The sequence below is a fragment of the Streptomyces sp. NPDC001549 genome (assembly GCF_042894025.1).
GTDB lineage: Bacteria > Actinomycetota > Actinomycetes > Streptomycetales > Streptomycetaceae > Streptomyces > Streptomyces kutzneri.
On sequence record NZ_JBIAVJ010000015.1, the window covers coordinates 121,611 to 137,502 of the forward strand.

Consider the following 15,892-nt stretch of genomic DNA (forward strand, 5'->3'; position numbering starts at 1 on the left):
CTACGGCCGCCCGGCGGGATCCTGGTCGGGAGCCGGCTCGGCGGCGGCCTCCGGGGACCTCGCGGGGGAGGGTACGGCCGCGAGCAGCGGGGTGTTTCCGGCGCGCCGCCCCCGGACCCAGGCGGCCAGCGGCTCGGTGTACCGGGCGGTGAGCGGCCCGATCACCACGAGGATCAGCACGTAGGCGGTGGCCAGCGGCCCGAGGGCCGGTTCGATGCCTGCGGTGACGGCGAGGCCTGCGATGACGATCGAGAACTCCCCGCGGGCGACGAGGGTGCCGCCGGCCCGCCAGCGGCCCTTGACCCCGACCCCGGCGCGCTTCGCGGCCCAGTACCCGGTGGCGATCTTCGTGCCGGCGGTGACCAGGGCCAGCGCGAGCGCCGGCAGCAGCACGGGCGGGATGCTGGCCGGGTCGGTGTGCAGGCCGAAGAAGACGAAGAACACTGCCGCGAACAGGTCCCGGAGTGGGCTGAGCAGGGTGTGCGTACCCTCGGCCACCTCACCGGACAGGGCGATGCCGACCAGGAACGCGCCGACCGCGGCGGAGACCTGCAACTGCTGGGCGATGCCCGCGACCAGCAGGGTCAGGCCGAGGACGACCAGGAGCAGCTTCTCCGGGTCGTCGCTGGAGACGAACCGGGAGATGAGCCGGCCGTAGCGGACGGCCACGAACAGCACCGCGCCCGCCACGCCGAGGGCGATCGCCAGGGTCAGACTGCCGGCCGCGAGGCCGACCCCGGCCAGCAGCGCGGTGATGATGGGCAGGTAGACGGCCATGGCCAGGTCTTCCAGGACCAGGACGCTGAGGACGACCGGGGTCTCGCGGTTGCCGAGCCGCCCGAGGTCACCCATCACCTTGGCGATGACGCCGGAGGAGGAGATCCAGGTGACCCCCGCCAGGACCACGGCGGCCACCGGCCCCCAGCCCATCAGCAGCGCGGCGACCGCGCCGGGTACGGCGTTGAGGGTGAAGTCGACCAGCCCGGCCGGGTACTGGGTCCTGAGATTGGAGACCAGATCGGTGGCCGTGTACTCCAGCCCCAGCATCAGCAGCAGCAGGATGACGCCGATCTCGGCGCCGATCGCCACGAACTCCTCGCTCGCGCCCATGGGCAGCAGTCCGCCCGTGCCGAAGGCGAGACCCGCCAGCAGGTACAGGGGTATCGGGGAGAAGCGGAAGCGCCCGGCGAGTCTGCCCAGCAGACCCAGGCCCAGGATGATCGCACCGAACTCGATCAGGAAGACGGCGGAGTGCACAGGCGATCACTCCCGTCCGAGTATGGAGGCGGCCGCGTCGACGCCCTCGCGGGTGCCGATCACGATGAGCGTGTCCCCGCCGGCCAGGCGGAAGTCGGGCGCGGGGGAGGGGCGGGCCTCGGCCCGCCGCAGTACCGCCACGATCGAGACCCCGGTCTCCGTACGCATCCGGGTCTCGCCCAGCAGCCGTCCGTTCCAGTACGAGTGCGCGGACAGCTCGATGCGCTCGGCGACCAGCCCGAGGCCGGTGGTGTGCAGGAGGCTGGGGCTGTGGTGCGCGGGCATCAGGGCGTCGATCAGCGAGGTGGTCTCCGCCCCGGACAGGTGCAGCGACTGGGCGCACGCGTCAGGATCGTCCGCGCGGTAGACGTTCACCGTACGGGTGCCGTCGCGGTGGGCGATCACCGACAGGTGGCGCCTCTCGCGGGTGGTGAGGTCGTACTGGACCCCGATGCCGGGCAGTGGCGTGGTGCTCATCCGTGGAGCAGGCACAGCTCTGTCCCCCCTTGCTTCGTGTTCGGCGGTGGTGCGGCGCAGCGTCGGCGGAAGGCAGCTTCCGGCTGCCGCGCGGGCTTATGGTGCCATCTCGTCCAGGGGGCGGGATATGGGTGTCGGCACGGATGGACAAGACCCTCGGCGGACGACAGGCTGAAGCGGGGACACCGGTCCCACCGCAGGTCACCGCAGGTGCGAGGGCGTATCGGCGGGGATAGTGGAAGTGAGCGGTCCGCCGGAGCGGCGGATCCCGGAACGAGGGGAGGGACGCCCGTGTCGCTGTACTGGCGGATCTTCCTGCTCAACGCGGCCGTCCTCGTCACCGCCGTCCTGCTGCTGCTCGGCCCGGTCACCGTCTCCACCCCGGTCCTCTTCGGCGAAGCCGTGGTGCTGCTCGCCGGGCTGGCCGCCATGCTGATCGCCAACGCCGCCCTGCTCCGGATCGGTCTGGCCCCGCTCGGCCGGCTGACCCGCGCGATGAGCGCGGTCGACCTGCTGCGCCCCGGCGGCCGGGCACGGGTGGAGGGCCCCGCCGAAGTGGCCGAGCTGACCACCTCCTTCAACGCCATGCTGGGCCGGCTGGAGGCCGAGCGGGCCGGCAGCAGCGCCCGCGCCCTCTCCGCGCAGGAAGCCGAACGACGGCGCATCGCCCAGGAACTCCACGACGAGGTCGGCCAGACCCTCACCGCGGTCCTGCTCCAGCTCAAGCACGCCGCCGACCGCGCCCCGCCCCCTTGCGGGAGGAGCTCCGCCAGGTGCAGGAGACGACCCGCACCAGCCTGGACGAGATCCGCCGCATCGCCCGCAGACTGCGCCCGGGGGTCCTGGAGGAGCTCGGGCTGCACAGTGCCGTGCGCGCGCTGACGGCCGAGTTCACCAGCGGGTCGCTGACCGTGCGGCATGTCATCGGCCCCCAGGTGCCCCCGCTGGACGAAGCGGCCGAACTCGTCGTCTACCGGGTCGCCCAGGAGGCCCTGACCAACGCCGCCCGCCACGCGGGGGCGAGCGAGGTCGAGGTGCGCCTGTCGGGCCGGACCGGCGGGGCGGTCCGGCTGCTGGTACGGGACAACGGCCAGGGCATCGGCCCCGCCGGTGAGGGCGCGGGGATCCAGGGCATGCGGGAACGGGCCCTGCTGATCGGCGCGGACCTCACCATCGGGAGCGGCCCGCAGGGCGGCACCGACGTACGGCTGGACGTACCCGCCGTCACCACGGCCACCGCCGCGACCACGGAGGGCACGAGTTGAACACACCCGGGCGGCCGCCGACCCGCGTCCTGCTCGCCGACGACCACGCCCTCGTACGGCGCGGGGTCCGGCTCATCCTCGACGCCGAGCCGGACCTGACGGTGGTCGCCGAGGCCGGGGACGGGGCGGAGGCCGTCGCCCTGGCCCGTACCGGGGAGGTGGACCTCGCCGTCCTCGACCTCGCCATGCCCCGGATGACCGGACTGCAGGCCGCTCGGGAACTCTCGCGGCTGCGGCCGGAGCTGCGCATCCTCATCCTGACCATGTACGACAACGAGCAGTACTTCTTCGAGGCGCTCAAGGCCGGGGCCGCCGGCTACGTCCCCAAGTCGGTCGCCGACCGCGATCTGGTCGAGGCGTGCCGGGCGGCGATCCGGGACGAGCCGTTCATCTATCCCGGGGCCGAGACCACCCTCATCCGCAACTACCTGGACCGGGCCCGCCAGGGCGATCCGCTGCCCGCCCGGGCGATCACCGAGCGCGAGGAGGAGATCCTCAAGCTCGTCGCGGAAGGCCACTCCTCGAAGGAGATCGGCGACCTCCTGGTCATCAGCGCCAAGACCGTGGAGCGCCACCGGGCCAACCTGCTCCAGAAGCTGGGGATGCGCGACCGGCTGGAGCTGACCCGGTACGCGATCCGGGTCGGGCTCATCGAGCCGTAGGGGGTGTCTTGCAGGCCGCCGCCCGCACCCCACCCTCGTAGCTACGAGGTGGTGTCACCCGGCCCCGGCCCCCAGCATGGCGCGGGAGACCGCCCGTCCGGGCGCCGTCCACAGGGGCCGGGAGGGGAAGACGTGCTGCGGTATCTGAGCAGGTTGCGGGCGGTGGTGCTGATGTGCCTGGCGGGACTGGTGCTGGCGGGTACGCCCGCGCCTGCCTCCGCCTCCGCCTCCGCGCCCGCGCCCGCCTCCGCCCCGGCTGCGGCGAAGCCGCTGTTCCAGCTGCCGTTCCCGTGCGGGACCACTTGGCAGCTGAACACCTGGGGCCACGATCCGGCGCTGGACATCGTGGTGGAGGGCAACACCGGATCCGACGGACTGCCCGTCCAGCCGTCCGCCGCCGGCACGGTGTCCGCCACGTACTGGACCAACGGCTCGGGCAACACCATCCAGATCAGCCACGGCAACGGCTGGTTCACGGCGTACTACCACCTGAAGGACGACCCGGCGACCTACGTCAAGAAGGGCGACGCCGTCCAGCCGTCCACGCGGATCGGCCGGATCGGCACCTCGGGCGCCTCGGAGTGGTCCCACCTGCACTACGAGCAGCGCTACCTGGCCTCGGGCGACTTCACCGACGAGAGCCACCGCGTCCCGGTCCACTTCGACGGGGCCGAGTACTCGGGAGCCGCCAAGGAGTGGCCGAGCGTCACCAGCCGCAACTGCGCCGGCACACCGCCCCCCGCCTGGCAGGACTGCCCGCCCGGCTACGTCTGCTTCTACTCGGGGGCGGACGGCACGGGCACCGTCTGCCGCTCCGCCGCCGACGAGCCCCGGAGCACGTGCGGGCTGCGCAGGTCCTTCTTCAACAACGGGACGCCGCAGCCGGGTTACGACCACGTGCAGGTGTACTTCCGGGAGGGAGGCAGCGCCTGCCTGCACCGAGGCTGGGACGAGGGGCGCGGAAACCTTCCCGCCGGGGGCCGGACCATCGAGCGCTTCCAGTGGCGCGGGGAGTGCTGAAGACAAGCCATTGTTGCGGGAACGATTGATTCCGCTGGCTAACCTTCCCCTGCACCTTCGGGGAAGGAAGCAGCGTGAACAGCATCATCGTGGTTCCGGGACCCACCATGTCCCCGGCCGCACAGATCCGCCTGGCACCGGGGCAGACCCTCCGGTTCGGCCGTGAACCCCTTCGTCGCACCGGCACCGGCACCGGAATCCGCACCGGCACCGGCACGGGCGTCTTCGCCACCGGCGGTGGCGGCAGCGGCCCGCACACCCTGCACGTCCCGCACGCCGGCGTCTCGCGTTCGGCGGGGGAGATCACCGCCACGGCCACGTACTGGTCGCTCAGCAACTTCTCCCGCTCGGCGACGTACGTGGTCGAGAACCCCGAGGGCGCCGGCGAGCACATCAAGATCGCCCCCGGCCGGCTGGACGCACCGGTCCCGTTCGAATTCGCCCGGCTCGTCCTGCCCGCCGGCTCCGAACTGCTCACCCTGGACGTCTGGGCGCCGCGCCACGACTACGCCGACCGGGACGCTCCCGGCGAGCCCGACGGGGAGCCGACCGCACTGCCCTTCCCGCTCGACCGCTCCAGCCGGTACTTCCTGGTCCTCACCGCGCTCTGCGAGCCGAGGCTGCGCGGCGAACCGCACGCGCCCCTGCCCACCGTCGAGCAGGTGGTCGAACGGCTGAAGCCGTCCTGGCCCGCGGCCAACCGTGCCGCCGTGCAGTGGAACATCGACTACCTCGCGGTCAAACTGCGCCTCAAGCCCGGCCCCGACACGGTGGATCCGGGGCCGCGGCTGGTCGGCAAGAAAGAGACCCTGGTCTCGCTGGCCCTGCGCTTCGACCTGGTGCGCGAGACGGACCTGGCGGCCCTGCCGGCCGCCCCGACCGGTACCGCCCGCTGACCGGGCGAGCCGGGCACTCCGGCGCCCTCGAGGTCCCGACCGGCTACCGCGTCGGCCCCTGGGTCGTGGGGCACCTGCTGGGGGCCGGCGCCTTCGGCAGCGTGTACGCGGCCCTGCGCGCCGTACCCGAGCCGGGCCTGCCCGGCCGGGCCGCGCTCAAGGTCCTGCCGACCGGTACCCGCACCCCGCGCCAGTTACGGCACCTGGTCGAGCTCGCCGAGCGCGAGACCGAGGTATTGCGCCGGGTGCGCACCCCCCGGCTGATCCGGCTGTACGAGGTGCTCACGGTCGACGACCCCGGCCGGCCCGAACTCGACGGCGCCACCGTCCTCGTCCTGGAGGAGGCGCAGGGCTCCCTGGACGCCCTGCTGGCCGACGGAGTGCCACGGACCGGGCCCGCCCTGCTCGCCCAGGTCTGCGAGGGGCTCGACCAACTGCACCGGGCGGGCTGGGTGCACGGCGACCTCAAGCCGGGCAACGTCCTGCTGATGGCCGACGGCACGGCGCGGCTGGGCGACTTCAACATGGCCGCGGAGCTGGAGGGCACCCACGCCTACTCCCCGGCCTTCGCCACGCCCGACTACACCCCGCCGGACCTGCTCTGGTCCGAGGTCGGCGAACGCGGTACGAAGATCCGCCCGACGGCCGACATCTGGGCCTTCGGCGTACTGGCCCACGTCGTCCTGACCGGCGCACTGCCGCTGCCCGGCGGCACCCCCGCCGCCCGCCGGGACGCCGCTCTCCGCTACGCCAGGGGAGAGGAGGAGCTGCGGCTGTCGCCGGAACTTCCGGAGCACTGGCGGGACGTCGTCCGCGACTGCCTGGCCCGAAGACACGAGGACCGGGCCGCGCACACCGCGGCGTCGCTGCTGCGCCGGGTGGAGGCGGCGGCCGCCGGCCCGTCGCCCGTCGCCCCGCCGGCCGCCGCCCCGCGCGTGTCCGGACCACGCAGGCGGCGCCGCGCGCTGATCGCGGCCGCTACGGCGGCGCTCGCCGCCGGCCTGGGCGCCGTATGGGGCTCGGGCCTGTTCCACCTCGGGGACTCCGCCGGGGCGCCGGGGTACGACCGGTGCTGGCGCGGGGCGGTTTGCTTCTTCTCGGAGGAGGACGGCCAGGGCGAGATGTGCTCCTGGGTCGACGGCGGCTCCGACTGGATCGACGGCCCGGCCCCCTGCCCCTGGACGGCCCGCAGCGCGCCCCGCTCGGTCTTCAACAACGGCTTCGACCTCACCCAGGGGGCGACCAAGGTCGACGTCCTCTACTACGGCCAGGCCGCCCAGCAGGAGCCGCTGGGCTGCGTCAAGGTGCGTACGAGAACCAACTTGAGCGGCGCGGTCCGGCCACGCTCCCACGCCTGGGTACCGAACTGCTGACGGCTCCCGCCCCGCCTCCCCGCTGACCGACCGAGCAATTCGAGCCAATCGGGTCATCACCCTCGACCACGGGAAAAGAGAGCTCCTTCTTGGCTTCCTGACGGTCCGGTAGTGTTCGGATCCCGAGAAGCGCCGGCGACGCGAACGTCCCGCGCCCCGCTGACGCTTGAGAGCGTGGCCGAGGCCGCCTTCCAGGTCATCGAGCGGGAGGGCCTCGACTCGCTCACCCTGCGCAAGCTCGCGGACGAGCCGGGCATCCAGGCGGCTTCGCTCTACTGGTACGTCAAGGACAAGCTGGATCTGATCCGGCCGCGCAGCCGCCGCGCGAGCAGCACGCACACCTCACCCGGCCGTGCGTCCGCCCCCGGGACTTTGGTGCCGCCGCGGCGCGGCAGGCACGGTGTTCACGCCAGGTCCGCCACGAGCAGGTCGAGTGTGGCTTCCTCGTGGAGGGCCATGCCGAGCGCGGCCATGGCCGGGGCGAGGCCCGGATCCCAGTCCGCGGTGGTCGGCGGGCCGGTGAGCGGGTGCTGTGGGATGTTCCGGGCTTGGGTGCGTGCGGCGAGCTGTTCGTAGTCTTCGGCGCCCATCCGCCATGGCTCGGCCCCGTAGCGGTGGACCACGCGGTTGGCCAGGGCTATGCCCGGCCAGTCGAAGTCGCCGTGGTAGGCGAAGCGGCAGCCGGTGGCGGCGAGGGCGTCGAGGAGGGTGAGGACCACGGTCGCGGCGCTCCCCGAGGTGCACACCAGAGGCTGTGAGCAGGCAGTGTCGGCCGCGGCCTCCACCACGCGCGGGTTCTCGCAGATGCGGATGAGGGTGCCGGCCTGCAGCGAGAGCCGCAGGGCGCGCAGGTCGCGCAGGGTGAGGTGGGTTTCCACGTGGTGGACCGCTCGTTCGTGCAGGGAGCGTTCCCGCCAGCTTCCGCCGTCGGGGCGCAGGCCGTAGGCGAGCACGGTGCTGGAGACCTCGTCCGGCGTGACGGATGCGAGCCGCCACACGGCGCGGCGTCCGGCCGCGTCGTCGGGGAGCTCGGTGTCGTGGGCGAGGGCGATGCCCCGTTGGACGAGGCGCGCGAGCCAGGTCCCGTCGTCCAGGCCGTGGGCCGATCCGGTTGCTTCGGCGGCGAGATCGCCCCGCCCCCACGCGCCGGCCCGCCCGGGACCGAAGAGCAGGGTGAGGACGTGGACCGCCTGCTGGAGGGTACGGACGGCTGCTGCGGGTGTCACACCGGTCGGTACGCCCGTGCGGCGCAGCCCGTCGTACCAGCGCCGGGCCCAGTCCTCGTCGGTGAGCCGGCTGCCCTCCAGGGACGCGGCGAGCGAGGACCACACCTGATCACGCCGCGCCCGGGCCTCCGTCCGGGCGGCGCGGCGGTCGGTGAGCGCCGGTCCGAGTTCCTGGAGTACGTCCCCGAGACCGAGGCCGGCGGCCGAGGACCGCAGCCGGGTGTCGAGCGAGTCGAGCTGCACCGTGGCGGTGGCCCCCGTGACCGGCTTGCCGAGCAGGAGCGACAGGTCGTTCCTCTCCTGTACTGCCAGTCCGGACAGCCGCACCGAGCCGGTGGCCCGGAGGCCGTTGCCCTCCAGGCGCTTGCGCGCCGATTCCCAGAGCCGAACGAGCCCCGGACCGGCCAGCCAGTCACGGGTGGCGGCGGGGAGCCGGCTCATACGGACATCAGGCGCCGGTGCCGGCCGTTCCAGGTGTAGTGCAAGGTGGCCACCCCGCGGGCGTGCGGGTCGCGGAGGCACTCGTAGATGTGCAGGGAGGGCACCTCGGGCCAATTGCCCATGAGCCTCTCGCTGGTGAGGACGAAGTCGAGGTCGAGGTCGACGAGGATGCGGCCGAGCCGGCCGTGGGTGGGTTCGTCGACCTTGGCGAAGGCGTCGTCCAGGAGGATCAGCCGGGGAGCGTGCGGTGCGGACTCGCCGAGGGTCGTGAAGTGGGCGGCGGCCGCGGCGAAGAGCACGAGGTAGGAAAGCACGCGCTGTTCGCCCTGGCTGAGTCCGGTGCGTCCGGTGAGCCTGCGCCTGCGGCCGGGGGCCGCGTCCTCGACCACGAAGGTATGGAAGCGGAACCAGTCGCGGTAGTCCAGCGCGGTGCGCAGGTGGGCGGCGTACCCCGCTGACGGATCGGTCCGGCGGGCCTCCTCGATCCGGCGCTGCAGCACCTCGCGCAGCTGCTCGCCCTGCTCACGGGTGCGCAGGATCGAAGGACTGCGCAGCAGATCGACGGCCGCCCGCACGTCCGCGTCGACGTCGTCGTCCAGCTTCCACTGCAGTTCCACGCCGAGCCCGTGCGAGGTCCGTACGGTCCTGAGCGTGTCGTTCAGGGCGGAGACGAGGTTGGCAGCGGTGACGACCTGCGTGGACAGGTGGTCACCGAGTTCGCCGGCGAGGAAGCGCTGGAAGACCTCGCTCTCACGCTCGGTGAGCCGACCGCGGGCTTCGGCGGCCCGGTCGGCGATGCGTTCTCCTACGACGGCGACGTCGTGCGGGCCGTGGTCATCGACCAGACGGCAGATCTTGATCCCGGCGAGTTCCTCGAGCTGCGCGTCGTACCCGCCGGCCAACTGGTCGCGCAGAGCCGTGTGCCCGTTGAGGAGTGTGCTGTCCGAGACCTCCTTCCCCGACCGGCCGAGACCGCCCCGCACCGCGTCGGCCAGCTCGCGCAGGGACCGGATGCGGTCACGGACGTCCGTGCCGGGGTCGTCCAACAGCAGTGCGGGCAGAGCGGAACGGTCCAGTCCGGCGCCACGGATCACCTCCGGACGACCGACCGCACCGCGCAGGGTGCTTCCGGCGGTGATGACGGCCGTCTGCTGTTCCAGCAGCAGTTCGCGACTTCGCTTCTCGTCCTCCTCCGCGCGGATCCTCTGGTCGCGGAGGTCGTCGTGTCCCCGCCGGGCCCCCGGCAGCGCCTGGGCGGCGGCCGCGACGCGCTGCCTGGTCTCCTCTTCGCGGGCGAGGATCTCCTCCTCGGAGGAGCCGATGGCTTCCTCGCGGGTGCGGAGGTCCTGCTGGGCCCTGCGCAGTTCACCGAGTCGCAGGCCGTAGCCTTCCGCTGCCTCCAGGCGGTCGCCGTGGGCACGTGCGTATCTGGTGTGATCGGCCCGGTGCCGGTCCAGCCCGTCGGCCACGCCGCGGATGGCCCGGCACATGCGTCCGATCCCGTCGAGCAGGGTGGCGAGGGCGGTTCGTACGCGGTCCAGGGCGTCGGCGTCGGTGGGGAGGTCGTGGGCCGTCGCGGTTGCCTCTGCGTCACTTCGAGCGGCCACGGCCCGGGCGCGTGCCTCTTCCGCCAGGCGTGCTGCCTTCGCCGCCCTGGCCGACACGTTCCGCAGGTCCTTCTCCCCGGAGTCCAGCTCGTGCCAGGCGCGGGTGAGGGACTGCGGCCGGGGGAAGTCGCGTTCCGCCGATGCCAGGTCCCGGCGGACGGTGTCGAGCCCGTCGAGTTGTCCCCGGTGGTCGGACAGCAGCTCCTCCGCTTGCGCCCACCGGAGTTCCAGTTCGGCGATCTTCCGGCGCCGGGTCTCTGCTCGTACGGCGGCGCCCACGTACTCGGCACCGTCCTTGGCATGGCGGCCGCTCAGGGGACCGAGGCGCCAGCTGCCGTCGTAGAACACCGCGCCGGCGGCCGTGACTTCCCGGGCCGGGGCGAGGGCGACGGCGGACAGGAGGTGCCGGACCCGTTCGGGCGGGATCCCGGTGTCCGGTTGCGCTGCGGGGCGCAGCGCGGCGGCCAGAGTCGGTCCGTCCGCCGGTACGGCCCCTGGCCCGAGCAGGACGTCTCGCGTCAGGGGATCCAGGAGCGTTCCGTCCGAGGTCACCCAGGCGTCCAGGACCCCGCTCGCTTCGAGCGCCGCCTCCAGCCCCGCCCGGTCGGCGGGGGACACGTCGTCATGGAAGTCCACCAGCCGGTAGAAGGGCGACCCCGTGCTCGGATCGCGCTCGGCGGTGCGGTGGTACGGGACGGGCGGCTCCGGATCGGTTCGCCGCTCCCACTCCTCCTTCTCCCCGCTCACGAGGTCGCGCTCCTCGGTGAGCCGGGCGACGCGCAGCGCGAGGGTGTCGCGCCGTGCGGTCAGTTGCACACCGTACGGCTCCAGCACCGCCAGGGCGGTCCGCTTCGCCTGCCCGTCGACGTCGGGCGGCAGCACCCGCTCGGCGAACGGGGCCTCCGGCGAGGTCTCACAGGCGACCGTGGCACGGACCGCGTCCAACGGAGGGCAGTCCGGGCCGGCCACGGCCCGGAGGCGCTCCAGCCAAGCCTCCACCTGGCGCAGGTAACCCACGCTCTCCTCGGCCGCCCTCTCCCGCTGGCCTTCGAGGCGGCCCGCAGCATCCTCCGCCTCCCCTTCGAGCCGTTCGTGCTCGGCATCCGCAGCAGCAGCCCGCCCCCGTGTCTCCACCGCCCGGGCGACCAGGCCGACCACCTCCTGCACCCTGCGGGTCCGGTGCTTCACCACCGTGCCGGCGTCCTCCAGCTGTCCTTGCCAGGACCGCAGGGCGGATTCCGCTGCCGTGGCGTCCACGGCGCTCACCCGCTGGTGCCGCACGATACGGACCGCTGCGTCAGGTCCCGTGAGTTCCGCCGCCGAGGCTCCGGCCACGTCCGTCCGGGGCAGGCCGACCGTCTCGCCGAGGTGGCCTGTGGGGAGTCCCGCCTTCTCGGCCTGCACGACGAGCTCGCGGTGATCCGTACCCAGTTCGCCAAGGCGTTCGCCCAGCTGCTCGATGCCCTCGGCCAGGCGGTCTGCCGCGCCCTCTTCCGTGTCGTGCGCCCTGGTGAGCGCGGCGAAGGACGTTCCGGCCGCCGTGTCCAGCGCGGCGACCGTGGTCCGGCGCTCGGACAGCTCTTCCAGACTGCGGTACGCGCTGCTCGCGCGCAGGGCGTCGAGTTCGGTCCGGGCGGCCTGCTCCTCCTCGCGCAGCGCGCCCAGACGTGCCTCGGCCTCGGCTTCCCGACCCTTCAGGGCGCCCGTCCGCTTCGCGGCGTCCCCGGCCCGCAGGCGTCGCTGAGCCAGGTCGTCCAGTTCCTCGTCCACCTTCCCGGCGGTCCTGAGCAGCACTCCGGACAGATAGCCGCGGTAGCCGCCCAGGAAGGTGCGAAGGGCCCGGTCGGTACGCTCCAAACGGCCGAGCTCCTCCCGGACGGCGTCGAGGTCGTGGAGGTTGCGCGCCACCTTCTCCACCACGTCGTCGTCGAGCCCCGGCAGCGTCTCGCTCAGCAGGGAGGCGACCCCGCCGGACTCGATCCGGTCCCCGACGGTGGGACGTCGCAGCCGGTGGAGGAGCTGAGTGAGGTTGCGGTACCGCGTTGCGTCGGTGATGCCGAACAGTTCACGGGCGACCCGCGAGCGGTGCTGGACGGAACGGTCCGTGACGTTCTCCGCGCCGACGGCCTCCTTGAGGCGATCGACCGGCAAGGGCCTGCCCGCCTCGACCAGGCGGAAGTCCTCGCCGACCCGCAGCGGGGTGACGAAGAAGACCGGCACGGCCTTCTTCGTCGACTTCGATGCCCGGATGGCCGCCCCGAGGGTGAGGTAGCGGTCACCCCCGTCTTCCGTCGTCATCCGGAACTCGACCCACAGGTATCCGAGGCGGTTCGTCTGCTCGAAGCCGTCCAGCATCAGCCAGACGAGGCTCGTGCGACCCGTACCCGTGGCGTCCAGCGCGCGGGAGTCACCGTCCAGCAGGTACGGGAGCAGCATCTCCAGGGCCTTGGATTTGCCTGCCCCGTTCTTGCCGCGCAGCAGCAGCCGCCCGTCGCCGAGGTCGAATTCCTGTTCGTCGTACTGCCAGACGTTGAGGATGCCTGCGCGGTGCAGGCGGAAGCGCGTGGCGGCCGAGGTGACGGATCGCTGAAGGGGGATGGGGCCGTTCGCTCCCGGGGTCATAGCGGCAGCTCCTGCTGGATGTCGATGCCGGGTGTCGCTCCGGCGGGCCGGCGTTCGGTGACGTGGGTGGCGTAGCGCGCGGCCGCGGCGAGGAGTGTCCAGCCGGTGCCGGTGCCGGTGCCGGTGCCGGTGGCTGTGGCGCGGGCGCCCAGCACGTCGGTCACGGAGCGGCCCTCCGGAACCGCGTCGTCGTACCCCTCGGGCAACCCCTGGCCGGTGGAACGGAGCGGGCCGGCGGGGGCCACCAGCCGCATCCGGCTCAGCAGGTCCAGAGCCGCCCTCCGCAACGAGGCGGGATCCTCCAGGTGCTCGCGCTGCCAGTTGCCGCGCTGCCCGTACTCGGCGATGAGCTCGGCCAGCAGCTCGTCCACCAGGCCGTCCGGAACGGCGACGCCGATGACGAGCCGCCCTCCCGTCGCCGGGTGTCCCGGCTCGGCGGGCCGCAGCCGCTCCACGAGGCGCTCCACCAGGAGGAGCGAAGCCTGGGCGACGGTTCCGGTGCCGGGCAGCTGCAGGTCCGTCAGCTCGTCTTCAGGGTCCACCAGCGCCACGCCCTCGCCGCGGATCTCGGCCTCCAGACCCAGGAGCTCGGAGAAGGCCTGGGCCTCGCGGCGTTGCCGGGTCCTCAGCCAGTCCCTCTCGGCATCGGTCAGCTCGTCCAGGTACACGACGGGCGTTTCCACGAGCATCCGGCGCACATAGGTGCGGGGACCGCCGAACCCGGGGTCGGCAGCCCGCCTCACCAGGTCCGCCCCGTCCAGGCTCTGTGCGAGCGGGCCCGAAACGATGATCCGGGCGATCTCCCGGTCCACCGTGATCAGAGCCTCGCCGCCTTCCTCCTGCACGAGCGAGCCCACACTGCCTTCGGTCTCCGTCAGGACACCCCAGTCGATCAACTGGCGAAGGGCGGCGACCAGAGTCCGCTTCTCCACGGCCCGGCCCGTTTCCTCCAGCTTCACTCCTGCGTCGGCCGCCGCGGCCCTGATGTCGGCGACCAGCTGGGACAGCAGCATCTGCTCCGGGGCGGTCACCAGCACGGAAAGCGCGAGCGCGAGACAGGAGTAGGTGCGCGGGGTGAAGGCGGCACCGGTGGATCGCTCCAGCCGGTGCCCTGCGCCGGCGCCCAATCCGGCCTTGAACAGCCTGGCGTAGGAGGTGTCGACCAGGAGCCGGTAGCCGAGTACCTGCTGGAACCGCTTGCCCAGCCAGTCGGCGTGCCGTCGTATCAGGGGGAACAGATCTGCGTACGGGCCGGCCGACGTCACCAGAGGACGGGCGAGCAGCAGCCGCCCAGCGGCACGGCGTTCGGTGGCCAGGGCCACGTCGTGTGCCGAGGGAAGCGTCACGACACACTCACCTCGACCTCACGTCCGTCCGAGCCGGCGGCACGTCCGATCTCCAGCTCCAGGTCGTCCAGTACGAGGTCGCCGTCGGCGGAGTGCAGCACCGTCTTCGCACCGGAGGAACGGCGTACGGTGAGCCGGATGCCGAGCTCGGCATCCTCGCTCTGCGCGGACTCCAGGCCGAACTCAGGTGCCTCGTCCAGGCCTCCGACCTCTCCGGCTTCCGTGCGCCGCAGCCGGGCGTTCCCCAGCGCCGTCGCCAGCAGTTCCAGCAGCAGTCCGAGGGCCGCCGAGGTGAGCCGTACATCCGCGAAGCGACCCGCAGCGCTGCGCAGTTCGTCCGCGGCCGCCCTTCTGGCCTCGGCCTGTGCACGGGCGGCCTCCTGAAGGTGCCGCTTCTGCGCCGAGTGGTTCTCCATGGCCGACGCCCGGCCCCGCTGCGCGCGGCTGCCCCGCTCGCGCAGCGCGACCGGCACCTCGACCACCGGGCCGTTCCACCAACTGGTGTACGCGGGAACCGCCTCGTCGGAGGCCGGCGGGACACCCAGGTGGCGGGCGCCGTAGAGGCCGAAGGCAGCGGCCGCGATGTCGTGCGCGTCCTCCGGAGACGCTTCGTCGAACCACCGGGCGAGCCGGAGGAGGTCCTTGCGCCTCGACATCTCCCCCGAGGCCGAGCGCAGCATCCGCTTGGCGTTGGTCAGCAAGGACTGCAGCGCGCGCATGGTGGCGTCACGCAGCTGATCGACCTGGCTTCCCTGCCCGTCGACGTCGGTGAACCAGCCGCGCAGCCCCTCCCAGTCGGCCTGCTCCCGGCCCCGGCTGCGCTGCACCCGGCCCTCGGGCCGGCCGCCGGCCCCCGGAACCCCCGACAGACCGCGGGCGTGGGCGTCGAGGCGCTCCAGGAGGCCGGGGAGGTGCGGCCACAGAAGGTCGAGGACCGACGCGATGCGAGGAGCGCGGAAGGCCACGTCCTCCCTGATCGCCTCGACGTAGTCGAGCAGCAGTTCCTTGAAGCCCTGGTACTCGGCGCTGTCCAGGTCGTAGCGCGCCAGTACCTGGCCGAGGTAGGCGTAGAAGTCCCGCACGGAGTCCGCGAACTCGGTGAACTGGACGAACAGGGTGCTGACCCGTTCCAGCGCGTCCTGCGGCTCTATCCCCTCGGGCCTTTGCACCAGCTCGTTCAGTTCGCGCAGTCCGCGCTCGACCAGCGCCAGCAGCTCGCTGCTCACCTCGCGGGCCGCGTCCGCCCCGGCCAGGACCTCGTCGGCGTCCCGCTGGATCCGCTCGCCGAGCTTCGACAACTGGTAGCGGGACCGGGACCGCTGGTACTCGGTGATGCTCGACGCCTTCACCGAGTGACTGCTCCGCAGCAGGGCGCCCCAGTGCACCAGTCGCTCCAGCCGGGCGGTGAGCGTCTCCGCGTCGAGGGTGACCGCCGGCCCGGCGGACTCGGCGAGTTTCGTCAGTACGTCCGGCACCGCGAGGTCGGCAAGGAGGGTGCCGCAGAAGACCCGCATGACGGCCACGTACTCCAGCCGCTCCGGCGCACTGAGGTACGCGTACGCGTTCAGCCGTTGCCACGTATCGTCGCGGTCGGTCTCCGGTAATGACTTCTGTGCAGGTGCCCCCATGGCATCGAGGTTACGCAGTGATACGGGCGGCTTGCGGGGAGTTCGGCGATCTCCTCCTGGCTGGGACATATC

The 15,892-nt window shown here is 72.7% G+C and carries 10 protein-coding genes and 2 pseudogenes; 6 read left to right on the forward strand and 6 right to left on the reverse strand.

Annotated elements, in window-relative coordinates; all coding sequences use genetic code 11:
* Nucleotides 1-1,257, reverse strand: a complete 1,257-nt coding sequence (locus ACFY04_RS24055; RefSeq protein WP_389119474.1) for a cation:proton antiporter — start codon at nt 1,255-1,257, stop codon at nt 1-3.
* Between the two features lie 6 nt (nt 1,258-1,263).
* Entirely contained in the window at nt 1,264-1,734 is a 471-nt protein-coding gene (locus ACFY04_RS24060; protein ID WP_389119476.1) for a cation:proton antiporter regulatory subunit, read from the reverse strand.
* A 291-nt stretch (nt 1,735-2,025) separates the two neighbouring features.
* On the opposite strand from ACFY04_RS24060, the pseudogene ACFY04_RS24065 reads away from it, so the two are divergent.
* The 6 genes and pseudogenes from ACFY04_RS24065 to ACFY04_RS24090 form a co-directional block, all read left to right on the forward strand.
* Nucleotides 2,026-2,999 (forward strand): annotated as a pseudogene (locus ACFY04_RS24065) (histidine kinase).
* Complete coding sequence (locus ACFY04_RS24070; RefSeq protein WP_389119477.1) at nt 2,996-3,661, forward strand: response regulator; 666 nt, start codon at nt 2,996-2,998, stop codon at nt 3,659-3,661. Before ACFY04_RS24065 ends, ACFY04_RS24070 begins: the two are co-directional and overlap by 4 nt.
* A 132-nt stretch (nt 3,662-3,793) precedes the next feature.
* Nucleotides 3,794-4,681: a peptidoglycan DD-metalloendopeptidase family protein gene (locus tag ACFY04_RS24075; RefSeq protein ID WP_389119478.1), complete on the forward strand. Its 888-nt coding sequence runs from the start codon at nt 3,794-3,796 to the stop codon at nt 4,679-4,681.
* A 74-nt stretch (nt 4,682-4,755) separates the two neighbouring features.
* Nucleotides 4,756-5,577: an FHA domain-containing protein gene (locus ACFY04_RS24080; RefSeq protein WP_389119479.1), complete on the forward strand. Its 822-nt coding sequence runs from the start codon at nt 4,756-4,758 to the stop codon at nt 5,575-5,577.
* Nucleotides 5,574-6,950 (forward strand): serine/threonine-protein kinase, encoded by a 1,377-nt coding sequence (locus ACFY04_RS24085; protein ID WP_389119597.1) that lies wholly within the window; start codon nt 5,574-5,576, stop codon nt 6,948-6,950. Before ACFY04_RS24080 ends, ACFY04_RS24085 begins: the two co-directional genes overlap by 4 nt.
* Before the next feature lie 174 nt (nt 6,951-7,124).
* A pseudogene (locus ACFY04_RS24090) lies at nt 7,125-7,244 on the forward strand (TetR family transcriptional regulator); the annotation flags it as partial.
* Nucleotides 7,245-7,354: 110 nt separating this feature from the next.
* Here the strand turns inward: ACFY04_RS24090 and ACFY04_RS24095 are convergent.
* The 4 genes from ACFY04_RS24095 to ACFY04_RS24110 are packed head-to-tail and all read right to left on the reverse strand — an operon-like array spanning nt 7,355 to nt 15,820.
* Nucleotides 7,355-8,617: a TIGR02679 family protein gene (locus ACFY04_RS24095; protein WP_389119481.1), complete on the reverse strand. Its 1,263-nt coding sequence runs from the start codon at nt 8,615-8,617 to the stop codon at nt 7,355-7,357.
* Entirely contained in the window at nt 8,614-12,846 is a 4,233-nt protein-coding gene (locus ACFY04_RS24100) for a TIGR02680 family protein (RefSeq protein WP_389119483.1), read from the reverse strand. The genes ACFY04_RS24095 and ACFY04_RS24100 overlap by 4 nt, the downstream gene beginning before the upstream one ends.
* Nucleotides 12,843-14,192: a TIGR02678 family protein gene (locus tag ACFY04_RS24105; protein ID WP_389119484.1), complete on the reverse strand. Its 1,350-nt coding sequence runs from the start codon at nt 14,190-14,192 to the stop codon at nt 12,843-12,845. Before ACFY04_RS24105 ends, ACFY04_RS24100 begins: the two co-directional genes overlap by 4 nt.
* The gene (locus ACFY04_RS24110; RefSeq protein WP_389119486.1) at nt 14,189-15,820 is read right to left on the reverse strand and encodes a TIGR02677 family protein; all 1,632 of its coding nucleotides are present in this window, start codon (nt 15,818-15,820) and stop codon (nt 14,189-14,191) included. Before ACFY04_RS24110 ends, ACFY04_RS24105 begins: the two co-directional genes overlap by 4 nt.
* Between the last annotated feature and the right edge of the window lie 72 nt (nt 15,821-15,892).